Origin of the sequence: Arthrobacter sp. 35/47 (assembly GCF_000520475.1) — a bacterium.
Lineage (GTDB): Bacteria > Actinomycetota > Actinomycetes > Actinomycetales > Micrococcaceae > Arthrobacter_D > Arthrobacter_D subterraneus.
Genome location: NZ_KI914598.1, coordinates 1 through 18152 on the forward strand (window position 1 = coordinate 1; position 18152 = coordinate 18152).

An 18152-nucleotide genomic window follows, 5' to 3' on the forward strand; every position below is an offset into this window, starting at 1 on the left:
CGCCTCGAGTGTCAGTTTTTTCATTTGGTGGGTGGCGTTGCGGCCTTCGAAGTGCGGGCCGAGGCCGTAGCCCTTGACGGTTTTGGCCAGGATCACGGTGGGCTTGCCCTTGAATTCCGTGGCGGCCTTGTACGCCGCGTACACCTTCCGGTAATCATGCCCGCCACGCTTCAGCCCCCACACCTGCGCGTCGGTCATGTCCGCCACGAGATCCTTCGTGGCCGGGGTCTTCCCGAAGAAATGATCCCGCACAAACCCGCCGGACTCCGCCTTGTAGGTCTGGTAGTCCCCGTCCGCGGTCTCATTCATGATCTTCACCAGGTCCCCGGTGGAATCCCTGGCCAGCAGATCATCCCACTCCCGGCCCCAGACCACCTTGATCACGTTCCAACCCGCACCCCGGAAAAACGCCTCGAGCTCCTGCATGATCTTCCCGTTACCGCGCACCGGACCATCCAGGCGCTGCAGGTTGCAGTTGATCACGAAATTCAGGTTATCCAACCCGTCATTGGCGGCCAGCTGCAACAACCCCCGCGACTCCGGCTCATCCATCTCCCCATCCCCGAGGAACGCCCACACCTGCTGCTCACTGGTGTCCCGAATCCCACGGTTATGCAGATACCGGTTGGACTGCGCCTGGTAGATCGCGTTCATCGGCCCGATCCCCATCGACACCGTCGGGAACTCCCAGAACTCCGGCATCAACCGCGGATGCGGATACGAAGACAACGCATGCCCGGCCTTGGACTTCTCCTGCCGGAACCCGTCCAGATCCTCCTCCGACAAGCGGCCCTCCAGGAACGCCCGCGCATACATCCCCGGCGACGCGTGACCCTGGAAAAACACCTGATCCCCACCACTGGGGTGATCCTTACCCTTGAAGAAATGATTGAACCCCACCTCATACAGGGTCGCCGCCCCCGCATACGTGGAAATATGACCGCCCACACCAATCTCCGGCCGCTGCGAACGATGCACCATCACCGCCGCGTTCCACCGCATCCACGCCCGGAACTTCCGCTCGATCTCCTCATCCCCCGGAAACTCAGGCTCCTCATCAACCGGGATGGTATTCACATAATCAGTCGTCACAACACTGGGAAGACCCACCGACCGGCCACCGGCACGCGCCAACAAACGACCCAACACCTCACGGGCACGCTCAGAACCACGCACATCAACCAGCTGATCAAACGACTCAACCCACTCAGCCGTCTCCTCCGGATCCGAATCCACAGAACCCGCACCCACAATCCCCTGATCAGCAACCATGCCAAACCCTCCCAATCCGCAGATTATGTCTGCGACGTCTACGACTTTGCGCTTCGGGCCGTTGCTCGTCGAAGCGGTCAGAATCCGATCGGCGTTCGCCGGACGTATGGATTCACTGTGACACTCTAGCCCTGCAGGGTGTTTGATGCGTAGCCGAATGGGCCGCAGCGGGCCACGTTACGCAGGGCAGAAACGGCCGATTCGAATGGCCGCTCTCTGCCTTCGCACCGGCACGACGCCAGAATGGGCCCGGGAGGGGCGCGGTCGGACCCGGCGGCCGTGGGCGCGGGTTGAAGCGTAGCGCTTAAGGGTGTTGGCTGGTAATAATGCATATCAACGTACTGTGGATCCGGGGTCAGAAGCACCTCCGAGAAGAACGCAGCCTTTCGGGAGGAAAAAAGTGAGCGAGGCCGAAGCCGCCACAGCAGGTAGCGTGGCGGGCAAACTGGGTTTCAAGGACGGCGACCTTGTTCAGGAACTTGGGTATGACGAGGATGTCGACTTTGATTTCCGCGGCGACCTGGAAGATGAAATCGGATCCGAACTCCTCACTGAGGATGACCAGGACGTTGTCGACGGTGTACTCCTGTGGTGGCGGGCCGACGACGGCGACCTGGTGGATGCGCTGGTGGACTCGTTGACCTGTCTTGATGACGGGGGGGTTGTCTGGTTGCTCACGCCCAAGTCGGGGCGGGACGGCTATGTTCCTCCGTCCGAGATCCAGGAGGCAGCGCCCACCGCCGGACTGCACGCAACGTCGTCGGCCGGGGTCTCCCGGGACTGGGCCGCTACGCGGCTCGTGGCCCGACGCAAGCAGTAAGTGACCGCCCTGCCCGCGCCCGGCGACCGCGCTCCCGGGTTTGAGCTCCCCAACCAGCACGGTGAACCCGTAAGCATGGATTCACTGCAGGGGTCCGCCGTCGTTCTGGTGTTTTATCCGTTCGCATTCTCGCGGGTCTGCACGAGCGAACTGGACGAGATCCACCGCAATCTGGGGGAGTTCCAGGCGCGCGGTGTCAGGGTTCTTGCTGTGTCGGTGGACCACAAGTACGCACTTCGCACCTATGCGGAGGAGCATGGATACAGCTTCGATCTCCTCGCCGATTTCTGGCCCCATGGCGCGGTGGCTGAGAAGTATGGGGCACTGGACCGCACCGACGGATACGCGCGGCGCGTCACGTTTTTCATTGATGCAGCCGGTTTCATCAGAGCCCGGATCGAGTCACCGCTGGGGCAGCCGAGGCCGTTTGAGGACTACCGGGCCGCGCTCGTTCAGCTCTGTGAACCGACGGTTCCGGCGTCGCAATGACCACGCCGCCGCCGCACGCGTCATCGCTGCCCGGCTTCGGCATGACTGGATTCGCCAGCACAGACGCTGCCGCGGCGGGCGGGCTGACCCCGGAGGAAATCGCGGACCTGCGATCCGCGGTGAAGCTTCTCGCCCGGAAGCGGCTGGCGGTACTGACCGGTGCCGGGCTCAGCACCGATTCGGGAATTCCTGACTACCGCGGACCCAACTCCGTACCCCGAAGCCCCATGACATTCCAGCAGTTCGTGGGGGATGAGGCACTCCGGAGGCGCTACTGGGCGCGGAATCACATCGGCTGGCACCACCTCCGGCGGGCGGATCCCAATGACGGTCACCGCGCGCTGGCGCTGATGGAACAGCGGGGTCTCCTGACCGGCCTGATCACACAGAACGTCGACAGGCTGCACTCAGCCGCCGGCAGCACCACGGTGGTGGATCTGCACGGAACGTACGACCGCGTGGTGTGCCTTCAGTGCCGCAGCTCCTTCAGCCGCCGGGACATCGCGCGGCTGCTTGAGCGGCTGAATCCCGGGTACCTCGAACGGACGGGAGACGCCGGCGACGTAGCGCCGGACGCTGACGCCGATGTTGACGACACCTCGGATTTCACCGTTGCGCCGTGCCCTGTCTGCGGTGGGATGCTCAAGCCGGACTTTGTCTACTTCGGCGAGAACGTGCCAAAGGACCGGGTGGAGCGCGCGTACGCAATGGTCGATGACGCCGGTGCCCTACTGGTGGCCGGCTCCTCGCTGACGGTGATGAGTGGGCTCCGTTTTGTGCGGCACGCGGCCAAGCATGGCAAACCGGTGGTCATCGTGAACAGGGGCGCCACCCGAGGTGACGAGTTCGCGTCCCTGAAGCTCGAACTGGGCGTGTCTGAGTCGCTCGCGCACCTCGCTCACGCTCTGCCGCCGACGGAAAATCACGACGGCGGATCCTCGCCATCCTGATTGGCATTGCGGACTGTCGATCCGGTACAGTAATTCCTCGTGGTGCAGGGCGGTTCACACAGCCCCGCCGCGTCAAGGGTCTTTAGCTCAGCTGGTAGAGCGCCACGTTTACACCGTGGATGTCATCGGTTCGATCCCGGTAGGACCCACCACTGAAAACCCCGCTATTCCTGGCCCGTATGGGCTGGAACAGCGGGGTTTTTCGGTTTGAGGATTCAGATGATCCCTGCCAGCGCAGTGGCCAGGGGCTCTCCGAGCGCGAGGGACATCGGGCGGGAAATGTGATGCTCATCCCGATAGGCCAACACGTTGCCGATGATCGCAGGGCAGGTATCGGTGCAGAGGTAAGCCGTCAGATCGACATAGTGCGCACCCTCCCGGAGAGCTACGTCCTTTTCGAGGCTCTGCCGGGACAAATCAACTCCATCTTCGCGGAGCACACTGCATGCATCGGCCTCTTCAAGGTTCCTTGACAGGCACGAAGCCGGCGCCACCGGAAATTCCGGCGTATCCGCGAGGATGACCACTTCCGCGTCAGCCGGCATCTGATCGATCATCGAAGCGAGTCCTTCTGCCCACTGTTCTTCCAGGGGAGCCGATGGATCCGCCGGCTGAACCCGCCCGTAGTTGGCGAGCACAATAACTTCGGGGTCCAGCTCGTGGATTGCTTTTATTGCCTTCTTTTTCCAGTCCTCACACTGGGTATAGGGCGCATCCTTAACGGAAATCATGAGGTCCACAGACGGACAGGAGGATTTCGTCAGGGTATGCAGCCGGTATGAGCTCTCGGTGGCCACCGACTGGAGTGCTCCAAACCATTGCTGAGCGTGCGAATCTCCAAACAGAACCATGTCGAGCTCCGTGTCATCAGCTCCGTATTGGCACCCCGGCGCCAGCTCGATCTCAAGCTGGTCCAGGTGGCAGCCGTCGGCGTAGGTGTCGGGAACGCTGGCCCCGGCTTCCTCAAGCGCGGGGTCAATGTTCGACGGGACGTAGGGGGTTCCCTCCGGGTTCCTTGTCCCGGCGGTAAAACCGGCAGTTTCATCGGTGGTGATCCTACTTCGGTCCACAGCCTGCGCCGTCGTGAGTGCAGTGACCGCGCATATTGCTGAGACGCCGGCAACGAGCGTGAGCGATCGCCGGGTCGTGTTGAGGGGACTTCTCCAAGGCTTTCTGAGCGGCTCTTCCACATATCGGTACATGAGGACTGCCAGGGGGACGCTCGCAGCTCCCAGAGCCAACGTGAGCACCAGTGGAAGAGGATTCTCCGTTCCTGCCGCGAGCTGGGGGATAGTCAGGAGCGGCCAATGCACAAGATAGATCGAATAGGACCACCGGCCGATAGCCTGCATGGGGCCGTTCGACAGTGCACGGGGATGTGCGGCTGCGCCAGACCCGCCCAGAATGGTGCTGGCGGTTGCCAGTACCGGGAGGAGCGCGGCAAAACCGGGAAACGGCGTGGTTTCGGAAAGAAGCACGAAAGATGCCGTGATGCCTGCGAGCCCCACATAGGTCAGCACGGCGCCCGCCACCGGTGTACCTGCACGTTTCGTCACCGTTGACGGGAGCAGCGCAATCACTGCTCCGACTCCCAATTCCCACGCCCGGCTCGGGAGGGAAAAGAATGCCCATGGGGTGGAGACCTGCATCAGGAGCAAGTTGACACTGAACGAGCCCAGCACCATGACGGCGGCCACCGCCAGCAACCCCCGCGGCGACTTCCGCGCCGCGAGAAACGCGACTGCGAGAACCGCAGGCCAGAGGAGATAGAACTGCTCTTCGATTCCCAACGACCAGTAGTGCTGAAACGGCGAGGGAGCGGTTTCCGCGAGGTAATCAGTGCCCTGCACGGCGAAGAGAAGGTTTGGGACGTACAAGGCTGTGGCGGCGGCGTCCTGGAGCGCACCCGGTACATCCACCCGTGGGATCCAGAGATAGGCGGCGATCGTTGTGAGGACCATGACCAACATCGACGCAGGAAGAATCCGCCGCGCGCGTTTCAGATAGAAGTCTGCGAATGAAATGGATCCTGTGGACCGGAGGGTCCGCGCAAGGTGCGACGTGATGAGGAACCCGGAGATGACGAAGAAGACGTCGACCCCGGCATACCCGCCGGGGATGACTGCCACGCCTGCGTGGTAGAGGACAACCCCCAGGACAGCAATGGCACGCAGGCCCTGGATGTCAGGTCGGAAGTCTCGGACGGCCGAGGGGGTTGAAGTCAAGACGGATTCTTTCGTTGAGGAACGCATATAAAGATAGCAATCAGGACTGATACCGACGCCCAATCTGTGCTTCCTCTGTGTCAGCTCATTACCTGCAGGCGGCAGCGCGTCTGGCATCGGGCATCACCCCGGTAATAGGGTGGGAGGGCCAAGGCGCACAGGGGCGTCGCTAAGTGATGTGCCCCTGACCACGGGGGCAAACCTGCAGATGGAGACTTGATGAGTGCACAAATCGGCGTGACCGGCCTCGCCGTTATGGGAGCGAACCTGGCACGGAACCTCGCCCGCAACGGGTACACCGTAGCCCTTCATAACCGCTCGGTGGAGAAAACCGATGCCCTGCTCGAGAAGCACGGCGACGAGGGCGATTTCATTCGGACCGAATCGCTCCAGGAGTTGGTGGATTCGCTGGAGAAACCCCGCCGCGTACTGATCATGGTCAAGGCAGGCGCTCCCGTTGATTCAGTGATCGAGCAGCTTGAGCCGCTGCTTGAGCCAGGTGACATCGTCATCGACGCCGGTAACTCTCACTATGAGGACACCCGCCGCCGGGAATCGGCGCTGGCCGAAAAGAACCTCCACTTCGTTGGTGTCGGTGTGTCGGGCGGCGAGGAGGGAGCGCTCCTCGGACCCTCCATCATGCCGGGCGGATCGCGCGAGTCCTACGATTCCCTAGGCCCCATGCTTGAGAAGATCTCCGCCAAGTACAACGGTGAGCCCTGCTGCACCTGGGTGGGCACCGACGGCGCCGGCCACTTCGTGAAGATGGTGCACAACGGGATCGAATACGCCGATATGCAGGTGATCGGGGAGGCATACGACGTCCTGCGCACCGCCGCCGGCATCGAGCCGGCTGAGCAGGCGAAAATCTTCAACGACTGGAACAACGGAACGCTTTCCTCGTTCCTGATCGAAATCACGGCTGAAGTGCTGGCGCACACCGACGCCCGCACGGGCAAGCCCTTCGTCGACGTCGTGGTCGATTCGGCCGGACAGAAGGGAACCGGACGCTGGACGGTTGTCTCCGCACTGGAACTCGGCAGCCCCACCTCGGGCATTGCAGAGTCCGTGTTCGCCCGCGGCCTTTCCTCCCAGCGGGACCAGCGCGAGCTCGCGCAGGGCATCCTTGAAGGCCACGAGGGCAGCGTTGAACTGCCCGAGGGCTTCGTCGAGGACGTCCGCCTCGCCCTCTACGCCTCGAAGCTTGTCAGCTACGCGCAGGGCATCGACATGCTCACCGCGGCAGCCACGGAGTACGGCTGGGACCTGAAGCTGGACGAGATCGCCTCGCTCTGGCGTGCAGGGTGCATCATCCGCGCGGAACTGCTGGACGACATCATGAAGGCTTACGCGGCAGATGAGAAGCCGGCCAACCTGCTCCTGGCGCCGGCCTTCGCCGAGGCCATTGCCGGTGCGGTTCCCGCCTGGCGACGCGTGGTGGCGACGGCCGTTCAGCTGGGTATCCCGGTTCCCGTTTTCTCCTCATCGCTGGCCTACTACGACGGTCTGCGCCGCAAGCGCCTGCCCGCCGCACTCACCCAAGGCCTGCGGGACCTCTTCGGCGCCCACACCTACAACCGGGTGGATGCCGAAGGAACGTTCCACACGCTGTGGGGCGAGGACCGCTCGGAAGTCGAAGCAGTAGACACCCACTAAGGGTCCCGTACAAGCAAAAAGCGCCCCGGCGGTGGAAACCGCCGGGGCGCTTTTGTCGGGTGGGGAGGGCGTCGCCCGTCAGCCGTAGGTCGCGCTCAGATGTACAGAGCCGGGTCGATGTACTCGGCGGGATCGACCGCAGGAAGTGTCTCCCGTGCGGCGTCACGGTGCCGGAACGTGGCCGGAATTCCCGTCACAATCGAATCCGGAGGCGTGTCCTTCACCACGACGGCGTTGGCTCCCACAGCGCTGCCTGCACCGATCGTGATCGGGCCGAGGACCTTCGCCCCGGCCCCGATAGTGACGCGGTCGCCGATGGTTGGGTGGCGCTTGACCTTCTCCAGGGAGCGACCCCCGAGGGTGACGCCCTGGTACATCATGACGTCGTCGCCGATTTCAGCCGTTCCGCCAATCACCACCCCCATACCGTGGTCGATGAAGAACCGCCGTCCGATCGTGGCGCCCGGGTGGATCTCGATACCGGTGAGGAACCGCGCCAGCTGCGCTAGCACCCGGGCAGGGAACCGGAGGGCGGGAACAGCCCACATACGGTGGGTCAGACGGTGTACCCAGATGGCGTGCAGCCCTGAATAGACGACGCCGTTTTCGACATTGCCCCGCGCTGCCGGATCATGTGCCCGGGCAGCCTCAAGGTCTTCTCGCAGTCTCGCTAGGAAGCTCACAGACCACTTTCTGTTGAAGGAATGACTAACCCCGGATGTCGTCGAACAGCACGGTGGAGATGTAGCGCTCCCCGAAGTCGCAGACAACGGCAACAATGAGCTTACCGGCGTTCTCCGGGCGCTTGGCGAGCTCAAGCGCCGCCCAGACGATGGCTCCGGAGGAGATGCCGCCGAGGATGCCTTCCCGGGTGCCCAGCTCACGTGCTACCCGTACGGAATCCTCGACGCTCGCGTCGATGACCTCGTCGTAGATGGTGGTGTCGAGGATTTCCGGAACAAAGTTGGCGCCGAGCCCCTGGATCTTGTGGGGACCGGGAGCGCCGCCGTTGAGGATCGCGGAGTCAGCAGGTTCGACGGCGACAATCTGCACGCCGGGCTTGCGTTCCTTGAGCACCTGCCCGACGCCGGTGACGGTTCCGCCGGTGCCTACGCCGGCAACAAAGATATCCACCAACCCGTCAGTGTCATTCCACACTTCCTCGGCGGTGGTGGTCCGGTGGACTTCGGGGTTCGCTTCATTGGCGAACTGGCGGGCCCAAATGGCATTCTCGCTGGAGGCCACGATCTCCTTGGCACGCTCAACTGCGCCGCGCATTCCTTCGGAGCCCGGCGTGAGGACAATCTCGGCGCCATAAGCCCGGAGCATGACCCGACGTTCAGTGGACATGGTCTCCGGCATGGTGAGAACCACCTTGTAGCCCCGTGCTGCTCCCACCATTGCGAGTGCAATTCCGGTGTTGCCCGAGGTGCCCTCGACGATGGTGCCGCCCGGCTTGAGCGCTCCGGCCTTCTCAGCTGCATCGATGATCGCGACGCCGATGCGGTCCTTCACGCTGTTGGCAGGATTGTAGAACTCGAGCTTCACCGCCACCTGCGCGTGGAGTCCCTCGGTCAGGCGGTTGAGGCGCACCAGGGGAGTGCGGCCGACCAATTGGGTGACGTCGTCGTAAATCGGTGCCATGGGTTTCCTGTCTGAGGTACGTGCGGATTGAAGCAAAACTGTGCCCAGCCTAGTCAGCGGCCAGAAGGGGAACTATGCGGTGAGCCATTCTGCGTAATATTTCCGGGCCTTCGCAAGCTTGGGGTTGATGATCACCTGGCAGTACCCCTGCTCGGGATGCTTGGCGTAGAAGTTCTGGTGGTATTCCTCGGCCACGAAAAATTTCGGAAGGCGGACCACCTCGGTCACGATCGGGTTCGCCCAGTCCTCCTGGTGCCGCTCGATGGCCCGCTCAAACAGTTCCTTCTGTTCGGTGTCCTGGTAGAACATCGACGAACGGTACTGGGTGCCGACGTCGTATCCCTGGCGGTTCAGCGTGGTGGGATCGTGGGCGGCGAAGAAGATGCCAAGGATGACTTCGGTGGGAACAACGGTTTCATCGAAGGTGACAGCCACGACTTCGGCGTGCCCGGTGATGCCGGCGCACACGGATTCGTAGTGGGGGTTAGGGTCATGGCCGCCGGTGTAGCCGGACACCACTTCGGTCACGCCTCGGGTCTTCTGGTAGACGGCATCGAGGCACCAGAAGCAGCCCCCGCCCAATACGAAAGTCATCATGGTCTTAACAATGCGTCGCGGGGCGCGATGATTCCCGCCGCCGTCGGGTGCGGGAGCCGGTGGAGCCCGGTGGACCCCGGAATCCGGTTCGAAAGCTGGTAGAAATAGGGCTATGGAAGCTGACGAAGAACGCGTCCCGGATACTGACGAGGCGAGCGAATCGAGGCCGACTGTCGGCGACATCCTGCTCGCCATAGAAGAGTTGTGGCCCGAATCCCTTGCGGAGGACTGGGACGCTGTGGGGCTTGTGGCGGGGCGGCCGGACCGGGAAGTTTCGACGGTCTACTTTGCTGTGGACCCGTCGGAGGCTGTTCTCGACGACGCCGTGGAACGCGGCGCCGACCTCATCGTCGCGCATCATCCGCTCATGCTGAAACCCGTGCATTCCGTGGCAGCGACCCATGCCAAGGGCGCCGCCGTGCACCGGCTCATCGAGGCAGGCTGTGCCCTGGTCACTGTTCACACCAACGGGGACAGCGCAGTCGGCGGGGTTTCCGACGTGCTGGCGGACGCCTTCGGCTTATCCAACGTGGAGCCGCTGGCCAGCGCAGCGGACGGACTGCCGGAGGAGGGGATCGGCCGGGTGGGGGACCTCGCCGAGGTGACCTCCCTGGGAGACTTCGCTGAACTGGTCTTCGGACTGCTGCCTGCGGTGGCCGGCGGAATGCGCGTCGCAGGGGACCGCCACGGTCTGGTGCGGCGGGTGGCGGTGTGCGGAGGCGCCGGTGACAACCTGTTCGACCAGGTGCGTGCAAGCCAGGCGGACGTCTACGTTACGGCCGACCTGCGCCACCACCCTGCGCTCGAGGCGAGGGAATCCGCAGTGAACGGCCGTCCGTACCTGATCGACGTCTCACACTTCGGCAGCGAGTGGCTCTGGCTCACCCCGGCAGCCAACGCGTTGTCCAACGTGCTGTCGGACCAGGGTTTCACCGTCGACGTACGCGTCAGCGGCGTGAACTCCGATCCCTGGGACTTTGTGCTCACACCGGGCGGAAATTAGGCGCGCATCGTCGCCGGTTTCAAACCTGAAGAGCGTGCCGGGTCCCCACAGCAGTGCCATAAGGTAGACGGACAAAGGAATTAGGCGAGGCGGAGGACGATCGGTGGCAAAAGCACCCCAGGCGGAACAACTGCGGCTCCTTGACCTGCAGGCAAAGGATTCGAAGCTCAACCAGTTGCAACGGCAGGCAGCTACTGTCCGTGCGAACCCTGAACTGGCGGCGCTGGCTGCCCAGGTGGCGGCAGCGGAATCCGAGCTGGTCACCGCGGCGACCAACCTTGGCGATGCGGAGCGGGACCTCAAGCGGGCCGAAGATGACGTCCAGTCGGTTGTCACGCGGCTCGAACGCGACGAGCAGCGGCTGAACAGCGGAACCGGTTCCTCCAAGGACCTTACGGCCCTGCAGAGCGAGGTCGCGTCGCTGACCCGCCGCCGGTCGGATCTCGAGGACATCGAGCTGGAAGTGATGGAGCGGGTTGAAACCGCACGCACGGCACGCGATGACGCGCGGAAGCGCTCGGACTCGGTGCAGGCCCGGCTGAGGGAGCTCGAAAATGCCCGGGATGAGGAGCTTGCCGGGATTGACGCCGAGCGCGCACAGGTGCAGGCAGCACGGGATGAGCTCGCTGCGTCGTTCGAGCCGGCACTCCTGGCCATCTATGAGAAGACCCTGGCGAAGCGCGGAGTCGGCGCGGCGAGGCTTTTCCACGGGCGTTCTGAAGGGTCGGGCATGCAGCTCAGCCCCGGTGACCTCGCCGACATCTCCCGCGCAGCAGAGGACGATGTCGTGTTCTGCCCGGACTCGGGGTGCATCCTCGTGCGTTCGGCAGAGTGGGGAAGCTGACAAGGGTGCACGATCCCGCAGGAACCCTCTTCGATGACGTGTCACCTTCCACCCCTGACGACGGCGCTGCCGGCCCCGCCCGCGACCTCCTCATCGTAGAAGCCGACGGCGGTTCACGGGGCAATCCCGGGCACGCCGGCTACGGTGCCCTGGTCCGAGACCCTGACACGGGGGCCATCCTCGTGGAGAAGGCCGGCTACGTCGGGATCGCCTCCAATAACGTCGCCGAATACTCAGGCCTGCTTGCCGGTCTCGAGCTGGCCCATGAGATAGACCCGCGTTGCCGCATCCTCGTTCGAATGGACTCCAAGCTCGTGGTCGAGCAGATGAGCGGCCGCTGGAAAATCAAGCATGCTGACATGCAGAAGCTGGCCGGTCAGGCCCGGCGACTCGTTGATCCCCGCCGCGTCCGGTATGAGTGGATCCCCCGCGAGAAGAACAAGGACGCTGACAGGCTGTCCAACGAGGCGATGGATGCCGGGATGGCCGGCGTCGACTGGAAGCCGCGGGCCCCTCAGAAGCCGCAGAAAGCGGCAGATACTGCCACCGCGGAAGCTCCACGGGCCGCCAGCGGATCACTGCACCATGTCGAGATCTGGGTCCGGGACCTGGAGGCTGCCCGAAGCAGCATGGGCTGGCTGTTCGAACGGTTGGGTTTTGTGCCGAAGGATAGCTGGAACGACGGCGCCAGCTGGGTTGGGAACGGCACTTACCTTGTGATCGAGGCTGGGCCGGACGTTGTGCCCGGTTCCCATGAGCGGCGCAGGCAGGGCGTCAACCACCTTGCCTTCAACGCGGGATCGCGGGCGGAGGTCGACCTCCTTGCGCGCCGCGCTGCGAGTCATGGCTGGTCGCTCCTGTTCGGCGACAGGCATCCCTATGCCGGCGGGCATGACCATTACGCGGCGTACCTTGAGAACTCCGAGGGGTTCGAGGTAGAGCTGGTAGCCGAGCCGGATAACTGACCCATTCGGGCTTCCCCGAACCGGTCAGGTACCCGGGAGAATGATATTGAGCTGGGCGGCTTTCCGGCCGGACGACGGCTCCAGCTCACAGGTCCACCGCTCACCGGCGGCCCTGAGCAGCTGCTCGGCGGTACCGGGTTGTTTCCCCCTGCGGGTCAGCAGGTGGCGCGCCAATTCACCCCGCGTGTGCTTGGCGAAGTGTGAGACGACGGTCCGGCGCCCGCTCCGCTCCTGAAAGACGTTGACCCCCACCGACCGTTCGGGCGGGCCCGCCCAGACGGTTGCGTACGTGCTTGACCGGCAGTCGACGATCAGCGAGTCCTGCGCCCGCTCATCCAGTACCTCCGCCAGGTGCCGCCGCCAGAATTGTGCCAGCCGGCCCGTGCCCGGCAGCTCGACCGACATGGAGAGCCGGTAGGCGGGCACCGCGTCGCCGAAACCGATTGCGCCCCACAGGGCAGAGATGACGACGACGGCGGCCTCGGCCTTGCGCTTCTGCGTAACGGTCATGCTGCGGTAGCCGAGCGCGTCGTACAGGACCCCGGAATAGACGGCATGCGCCGGTGCTGCGGGAGCATCGCGAAGCCCGATATTCCGGCGCACCTCGTCCAGAAGGGAGCCGCCGACGCCGAGAACAGCAGAGGCGTCCTCATGTGCGCTCACCTTTGAAAGCGCCGTCATTACCTCCGAGCGGGCGTCAGCAAGCCCGGGAAAGGACAGGGCAGCGAGGTCGACCGGATGCCCTCTACGCGCGGCCGTTTTTCCTTCGGAGGGAGGAAGCAGAATCAGCACCCCAACACTCTACCGGTGGGTCCATAGCCGCCGGCGCCGGTCACCTACGGGTGCCTCGGACGCGGGCCCCGGCACCCGGCCCGTAGAATTGGGTAAGGATGGGTTGGCCAGGCGGTCGCGTGGAAAGACTTCGGTTCTTCCACGAGGAACGTCCGGGCTCCGCAGGGCAGGGTGGTGGGTAACGCCCACTCGGGGTAACCCGCAGGAAAGTGCCACAGAAAACAGACCGCCCCGATGGCTTCGTCCAGACGGGGTAAGGGTGAAACGGTGGTGTAAGAGACCACCAGCGCACCGGGTAACCGGAGCGGCTAGGTAAACCCCACCCGGAGCAAGGCCAGACAGGACACGTTTGAGGACTGCCCGTCCGAGTGTCCGGGTAGGCCGCTGGAGGGCGCCGGTAACGGCGTTCGTAGATAGATGGCCGCCACTGCAGGTCCTCACCGAACTGCAGGACAGAACCCGGCGTATCGGCCAACCCATCCCTCTCCGCCGGGCCGGATCAGTCAGCGGACCCGATGATCGGGGCATAATCGAGCGATTGTGCGGTTTCGTCAAGGGTCCCGTTTCGGTTCCTGCCCGTCATCCACAACCGGGCCGATCACCCATTACGTTCCATTACGCTAAGTGGATGGCCGAACCGACCCCACCGAGCGCGCCGCTCGTGCGTCGCAACCCGGATTTCCGGGCGCTGTGGGTATCCGCCACGGTCGGAGTGTTCGGCACCGCCGTTGCCGCGGTCGCGCTGCCGCTCATCGCGGCTCTTGAACTGGCCGCCAGCGACTTCGCCGTAGCGGCGCTTGCCGGTATGGCCTTCCTGCCCTGGCTCCTTCTCGGGTTGCCCATCGGTGTGTGGGTGGACCGTTGGCCGCGCAAGCCGGTCATCGTCTGGTCGCTGGTGGCGCGCATACTTTCGCTCGGAACCCTGCCCGTCGCCTACTGGCTCGGGATGCTGTCCGTGGCGCAGCTATTCATTGTGGCCTTTATCGCCGGGCTGTCGTCAGTCTTCTTCAGCCTCGCGGACCAGGCGCTGGTACAGCAGGCCCTCTCTGGGGATGAGCTGGTCGAAGGGAACGGCATCATCACCGCCTCCGGCGCGTCTGCGGACGCCGCCGGCAGGGGAATCGCCGGCTGGCTCACGGTGGTGCTGGGTGCTTCCAACACACTGCTGGTGCAGGTTGGGGCCTCGCTCGCCTCGCTGGCTGCCATCTCCTCCCTGCACATCACGGAAAAAACGGCGCCCACGGGGGAGCGGCGCATCTTCGCGGAAATGCTCGAGGGACTCCGGTACACCTTCAGCACGGCGCCCCTGCGGGCCATACTGTTCAACGCTGCGCTCTGGAACCTCGGCGGCAGCATGGTTGCTTCTCTGATGGTGCTTCTTGTAGTGCGTGCGCTCGGGGAGTCGGAGGTCTGGCTTGGTCTGTTGATGGCGGCCACCTCCGTGGGCGGCGCGGTAGGCGGCCTCAGCGCAAAACGGCTCACCGAGCGGTTGGGCTCCGGCCCGGTGTGGCGCTGGTCGATGGTACCCGGAGTGCTCGGCTATGCGTCCCTGCTTGCCATGACTCCCGGCACCGGCATGCTCATCGGCATACTCGGGATGTTTGTGATGGGGGTGTCGATCGCTCTGAACATCGTGGTGGGCACGAGTTTCCGGCAGCGCGTCTGCCCGCCGGCGATGATGGGCAGGCTCGGAGCCGCCACCCGGATGGTCAGTTGGGGCATGCTGGGGATCGCCAGCATCCTGGGCGGGATCCTTGCCGAAACTATTGGAATTACGGCCGCTGTGCTGGTGGGCGTCCTGTTGGCGGCCGCAGCGCCGCTGGTGGCACTGTTCGGATCGCTGCGTTCGGTGCGGCGTCTGGAAGAACTTGACCGCGAACCGATGCCGACCCGTCAGTGACCGAACGGGTCCGGGTCGACGCCGGGCATCCAGGTCAGTCCGGGCTCACCCCAGCCGTTCACCTTGACCACCTTTTTGGCCTTCCGGGCATACCGGGGGTTCAGCCGGTCTACATACAGGGTGCCGTTCAGATGGTCGAATTCATGCTGCATGCAGCGTGCAAACCACCCGGTCGCCTCGAACTCCACCGGCTTGCCGTCGCCGTCGTATCCGTTGACCTTGACCCAGTCGGCGCGCTTGAGCGGAAAAGCCTCGCCCGGGAAGGACAGGCATCCTTCGGACTCGTCCTCGTCCGGTTCGGCACCTGAGACCTTCGAGGTGACCAGGGAGGGGTTCACCAGCACGCCACGGGGAGGCACGCCGTCGTCGTTCACCATTCCATAGACAAAGATACGAAGCCCGACGCCGATCTGGGGGGCCGCGAGGCCGACGCCGTTGGCTTCGTCCATCGTTTCGTACATATCGGCAATGAGTGAGCGCAACTCATCATCGAAGCGTTCGACGGCGGCGGACCGCCGGTGCAGGACAGGTTCACCGGCGATGGTGATGGGGCGAACAGGCATGACTGGCCTTCCTTGGTCCGGTGGGTTACCGCGCGATGTGACGGCCGATGGTCTCACGCATGATTTCGCTGGTCCCGCCGAAGATGCTCAGCAGGCGCACGGCCAGGAATGCCTGCGCGACGGGGTACTCGAGGATGTAGCCGTATCCACCGTGCAGCTGCAGGCAGCGGTCGGTAACGGACTTCACCCGCTCGCTGGCCCACAGTTTCACCCGGGCAGCGCTGACGGCATCCAGTGCCCCGTCGTTGAAGGCCAGGACAGCGCGGTCAACATAGGTTTCCAGCACCTCAACCTCTGTCTGGATGTCTGCCAGTTCAAAGCGGGTGTTCTGAAAGTCGATGATCCGTTCACCGAAGGCGTTGCGCTCACTGGTGTACTGCACGGTGCCCTCATAGATGGTCCGTGCCACGGCCGAGGATGCGACGGCGATCCCCAGGCGCCCCTGCGGCAACTGTTCGGCGACATATCGCAGGCCCTGGCCCACCTCGCCGACCAGGTTTACTTCCGGGACCCGGACGTTGTCGAAGAAGAGTTCAGCGGTGTCCGAGGCCTTCAGACCCATCTTGTCCAGCTGCCGGCCGGTCTCATAGCCTGCAGTCTTCTCGACCATGAACAGCGAGAAGGACTGGCTGCCGCCGCGGCCGGTGGACCCGTCGGTGCGGGCGAGGACAAGGGAGGCGTCGCCGCTGATGCCGTTTCCAATGAAAGTCTTCTGTCCGCTGATGAGCCAGCTGTCGCCGTCGCGCACTGCCTTGGTGCGCACTCCGCGCAGGTCGCTGCCGGCGCCCGGCTCTGTCCAGGCCACCGAGGTGACCTTCTCACCGGTGACCATGCCGGGAAGCCAGTACTGCTTCAGTTCCTCCGAACCGTAGGCCAGCAGGTGCGGAAGGACGAGGTCGTCATGCAGGTGCAGAGCCAATCCCGCCGCCAAATGGTTGGCGCGGGCGAACTCCTCGTCAAGGACCACCCGGAAGCGGTAGTCGGGCATGCCCGCTCCGCCGAACTCTTCCGGTACGGCCAGCCCGAGCAGACCCTGTTCACCGGCAGCGCTCCACATGGTGCGCGGCATGATGTGCTCGCGGTCCCACTGCGCATAATGAGGGGCAATCTCGCGTGAATTGAACTCCTGCGCCACTTCGCGGAAGAGTTCGTGGTCCTCCTCGAACAAGGTGCGTTTCATGCAGGTATCCCTTCCGGTGGTTGCGCAGTCCACGGGCACGTGGACAGAGCGAAGAAATGCCAATGGCCGCCCCGACAATCCGGGGCGGCCACCGAAGCCTGCGGCTGATGCCGGCGGGCCAATGGGGTGAGTAACGGGGTTTGAACCCGCGACCTCCTGGACCACAACCAGGCGCTCTGCCAACTGAGCTATACCCACCATGTACCTCGTTGGTTCATCCCGCAGGTAACCCACCGGGAGGCGGACTTGCTGGGGCTGAACGAGGCAGCGCAGACAATTCTACACACTTTTTTCGCTACATTTTCCGCGGGCTCCGGCGCACCCCGCGCGCAGCACCGCAGCTCAGCTGCCGGTCAGCAAATCCCGCGCCGCAGCCCGGCTGGTTTCCGAATCAGGCCCTGGGTCCGGAACGAAGATAGTGCTCCGGTAGTACCGGAGTTCGCGGATGGAATCCTGGATGTCTCCCAGCGCACGATGATTGCCGCTTTTCTCCGGCGCCTGGAAATAGGCCCGAGGGTACCAGCGGCGGGCCAGTTCCTTGATGGTTGATACGTCCACTACCCGGTAGTGAAGGTGTTCCACAACCAGTGGCATGTCGCGGGCCAGGAAAACCCTGTCGGTACCGACCGAGTTCCCGCCCAGCTGCGCCCGCCGCGGTTCCGGTACGTGCGCAGTGATGTACCGGAGCACGCGGTCCTGCGCCTCCTCCATGGAAACTCCCGCAGGCAGATCGTCGAGCAGGCCCGAGACCGTATGCATGTTACGCACAAAATCGCCCATGGAATCCAAAGCGCCGGGCGGGGGAGCAATAACGACGTCGACGCCCTCACCCAGCACGTTCAGCTCCGAGTCAGTGACGATGACCGCCACCTCAATCAGTGCATCGGAGACAGGATCCAGACCTGTCATCTCGCAGTCGATCCAGACGATGGGGTCACTTGTTATCGGCACCCGACAAATGTACCGCGCCCGGCCCTTCGGCCACCGGCTGCCCGGCGCCGTGGGGACGGACAATGGTAAAATCGAGCGACCTCGATGCCTTTGCCCCGCCTGTGCCAGACCGACGATCGGATCCTCCCAGCATGACCGCTCCTGCGCCTGCGCCCGTCGTGACCGCGCATATCGGGCGTCCCCGGATAGCGATCATTCAGGGATTTGTGGGCTCCATGCTCATGCTCGTCGGGTCATTCGGGGTCGGCTGGCTGTCCCTCGCCTCCCGGGAGCTGCGGCAGGTGCCGGCAATCATCTGGCT

General features: G+C 64.1%; 16 protein-coding genes, 2 tRNA genes, 1 other RNA gene and 1 pseudogene. 10 read left to right on the plus strand and 10 right to left on the minus strand.

The window, feature by feature from the left end:
* Nucleotides 1-1272: pseudogene (locus X803_RS0109525) on the minus strand (pyruvate dehydrogenase (acetyl-transferring), homodimeric type); the annotation flags it as partial.
* Nucleotides 1273-1672: 400 nt separating this feature from the next.
* On the opposite strand from X803_RS0109525, the gene X803_RS0109530 reads away from it, so the two are divergent.
* The 4 genes from X803_RS0109530 (at nt 1673) to X803_RS0109545 (ending at nt 3683) form a co-directional block, all read left to right on the plus strand.
* Nucleotides 1673-2092 carry a DUF3052 domain-containing protein gene (locus tag X803_RS0109530; protein WP_026544971.1) on the plus strand — a complete coding sequence of 140 codons (420 nt, stop codon included), beginning with the start codon at nt 1673-1675 and terminating at the stop codon, nt 2090-2092.
* Nucleotides 2093-2581, plus strand: coding sequence for a peroxiredoxin (locus X803_RS0109535; RefSeq protein ID WP_026544972.1), 489 nt, complete (start codon nt 2093-2095; stop codon nt 2579-2581).
* Nucleotides 2578-3531 carry an NAD-dependent protein deacetylase gene (locus tag X803_RS18970; protein ID WP_051470626.1) on the plus strand — a complete coding sequence of 318 codons (954 nt, stop codon included), beginning with the start codon at nt 2578-2580 and terminating at the stop codon, nt 3529-3531. The genes X803_RS0109535 and X803_RS18970 overlap by 4 nt, the downstream gene beginning before the upstream one ends.
* 76 nt (nt 3532-3607) lie before the next feature.
* Nucleotides 3608-3683 (plus strand) — tRNA-Val (locus X803_RS0109545).
* A 63-nt stretch (nt 3684-3746) separates the two neighbouring features.
* Here the strand turns inward: X803_RS0109545 and X803_RS0109550 are convergent.
* Complete coding sequence (locus tag X803_RS0109550; protein ID WP_026544973.1) at nt 3747-5756, minus strand: acyltransferase family protein; 2010 nt, start codon at nt 5754-5756, stop codon at nt 3747-3749.
* Nucleotides 5757-5975: 219 nt separating this feature from the next.
* On the opposite strand from X803_RS0109550, the gene gndA reads away from it, so the two are divergent.
* The gene (gene gndA / locus X803_RS0109555) at nt 5976-7412 is read left to right on the plus strand and encodes an NADP-dependent phosphogluconate dehydrogenase (protein WP_026544974.1); all 1437 of its coding nucleotides are present in this window, start codon (nt 5976-5978) and stop codon (nt 7410-7412) included.
* Between the two features lie 95 nt (nt 7413-7507).
* Here the strand turns inward: gndA and epsC are convergent, their stop codons facing one another.
* From epsC to msrA, 3 genes are all read right to left on the minus strand, one after another.
* Nucleotides 7508-8095: a serine O-acetyltransferase EpsC gene (gene epsC / locus X803_RS0109560; protein ID WP_026544975.1), complete on the minus strand. Its 588-nt coding sequence runs from the start codon at nt 8093-8095 to the stop codon at nt 7508-7510.
* A gap of 25 nt (nt 8096-8120) precedes the next feature.
* Entirely contained in the window at nt 8121-9056 is a 936-nt protein-coding gene (cysK, locus tag X803_RS0109565; RefSeq protein WP_026544976.1) for a cysteine synthase A, read from the minus strand.
* Between the two features lie 72 nt (nt 9057-9128).
* Nucleotides 9129-9653, minus strand: a complete 525-nt coding sequence (gene msrA / locus X803_RS0109570) for a peptide-methionine (S)-S-oxide reductase MsrA (protein ID WP_026544977.1) — start codon at nt 9651-9653, stop codon at nt 9129-9131.
* A gap of 112 nt (nt 9654-9765) precedes the next feature.
* Here msrA and X803_RS0109575 point away from each other — a divergent pair, with 112 nt between their 5' ends.
* The 3 genes from X803_RS0109575 (at nt 9766) to X803_RS0109585 (ending at nt 12465) form a co-directional block, all read left to right on the plus strand.
* The gene (locus tag X803_RS0109575) at nt 9766-10656 is read left to right on the plus strand and encodes a Nif3-like dinuclear metal center hexameric protein (RefSeq protein WP_026544978.1); all 891 of its coding nucleotides are present in this window, start codon (nt 9766-9768) and stop codon (nt 10654-10656) included.
* A 103-nt stretch (nt 10657-10759) separates the two neighbouring features.
* A complete protein-coding gene (locus tag X803_RS0109580; protein WP_026544979.1) occupies nt 10760-11500 on the plus strand; it encodes a zinc ribbon domain-containing protein in 741 nt (246 codons plus the stop codon).
* A gap of 5 nt (nt 11501-11505) precedes the next feature.
* Nucleotides 11506-12465: a reverse transcriptase-like protein gene (locus X803_RS0109585; protein WP_343299617.1), complete on the plus strand. Its 960-nt coding sequence runs from the start codon at nt 11506-11508 to the stop codon at nt 12463-12465.
* Nucleotides 12466-12489: 24 nt separating this feature from the next.
* Here X803_RS0109585 and X803_RS0109590 read toward each other — a convergent pair whose 3' ends face one another.
* A complete protein-coding gene (locus X803_RS0109590) occupies nt 12490-13257 on the minus strand; it encodes a YaaA family protein (RefSeq protein ID WP_026544981.1) in 768 nt (255 codons plus the stop codon).
* Nucleotides 13258-13356: 99 nt separating this feature from the next.
* On the opposite strand from X803_RS0109590, the gene rnpB reads away from it, so the two are divergent.
* An RNA gene (gene rnpB / locus X803_RS21055) (RNase P RNA component class A) lies at nt 13357-13740 on the plus strand.
* A 145-nt stretch (nt 13741-13885) separates the two neighbouring features.
* Nucleotides 13886-15157, plus strand: coding sequence for an MFS transporter (locus X803_RS0109600; protein ID WP_084033597.1), 1272 nt, complete (start codon nt 13886-13888; stop codon nt 15155-15157).
* Here X803_RS0109600 and def read toward each other — a convergent pair.
* The 4 genes from def to orn form a co-directional block, all read right to left on the minus strand.
* Nucleotides 15151-15720 (minus strand): peptide deformylase, encoded by a 570-nt coding sequence (def, locus tag X803_RS0109605; protein WP_026544983.1) that lies wholly within the window; start codon nt 15718-15720, stop codon nt 15151-15153. The two genes, X803_RS0109600 and def, sit on opposite strands and share 7 nt — an antisense overlap.
* 25 nt (nt 15721-15745) lie before the next feature.
* Nucleotides 15746-16900: an acyl-CoA dehydrogenase family protein gene (locus tag X803_RS0109610; RefSeq protein WP_026544984.1), complete on the minus strand. Its 1155-nt coding sequence runs from the start codon at nt 16898-16900 to the stop codon at nt 15746-15748.
* A 122-nt stretch (nt 16901-17022) separates the two neighbouring features.
* Nucleotides 17023-17098, minus strand: a tRNA-His gene (locus X803_RS0109615).
* 144 nt (nt 17099-17242) lie between these two features.
* Complete coding sequence (gene orn, locus X803_RS0109620) at nt 17243-17851, minus strand: oligoribonuclease (RefSeq protein ID WP_084033599.1); 609 nt, start codon at nt 17849-17851, stop codon at nt 17243-17245.
* Nucleotides 17852-18152: the final 301 nt, after the last annotated feature.

Bases quoted from the DNA above. Each gene is read 5' to 3' on its own strand.
- X803_RS18970 (WP_051470626.1), top strand. From the start codon at position 2,578: ATGACCACGCCGCCGCCGCACGCGTCATCGCTGCCCGGCTTCGGCATG.
- gndA (WP_026544974.1), top strand. From the start codon at position 5,976: ATGAGTGCACAAATCGGCGTGACCGGCCTCGCCGTTATGGGAGCGAAC.
- cysK (WP_026544976.1), bottom strand. From the start codon at position 9,056: ATGGCACCGATTTACGACGACGTCACCCAATTGGTCGGCCGCACTCCC.
- msrA (WP_026544977.1), bottom strand. From the start codon at position 9,653: ATGATGACTTTCGTATTGGGCGGGGGCTGCTTCTGGTGCCTCGATGCC.
- X803_RS0109575 (WP_026544978.1), top strand. From the start codon at position 9,766: ATGGAAGCTGACGAAGAACGCGTCCCGGATACTGACGAGGCGAGCGAA.
- X803_RS0109600 (WP_084033597.1), top strand. From the start codon at position 13,886: ATGGCCGAACCGACCCCACCGAGCGCGCCGCTCGTGCGTCGCAACCCG.
- def (WP_026544983.1), bottom strand. From the start codon at position 15,720: ATGCCTGTTCGCCCCATCACCATCGCCGGTGAACCTGTCCTGCACCGG.
- X803_RS0109610 (WP_026544984.1), bottom strand. From the start codon at position 16,900: ATGAAACGCACCTTGTTCGAGGAGGACCACGAACTCTTCCGCGAAGTG.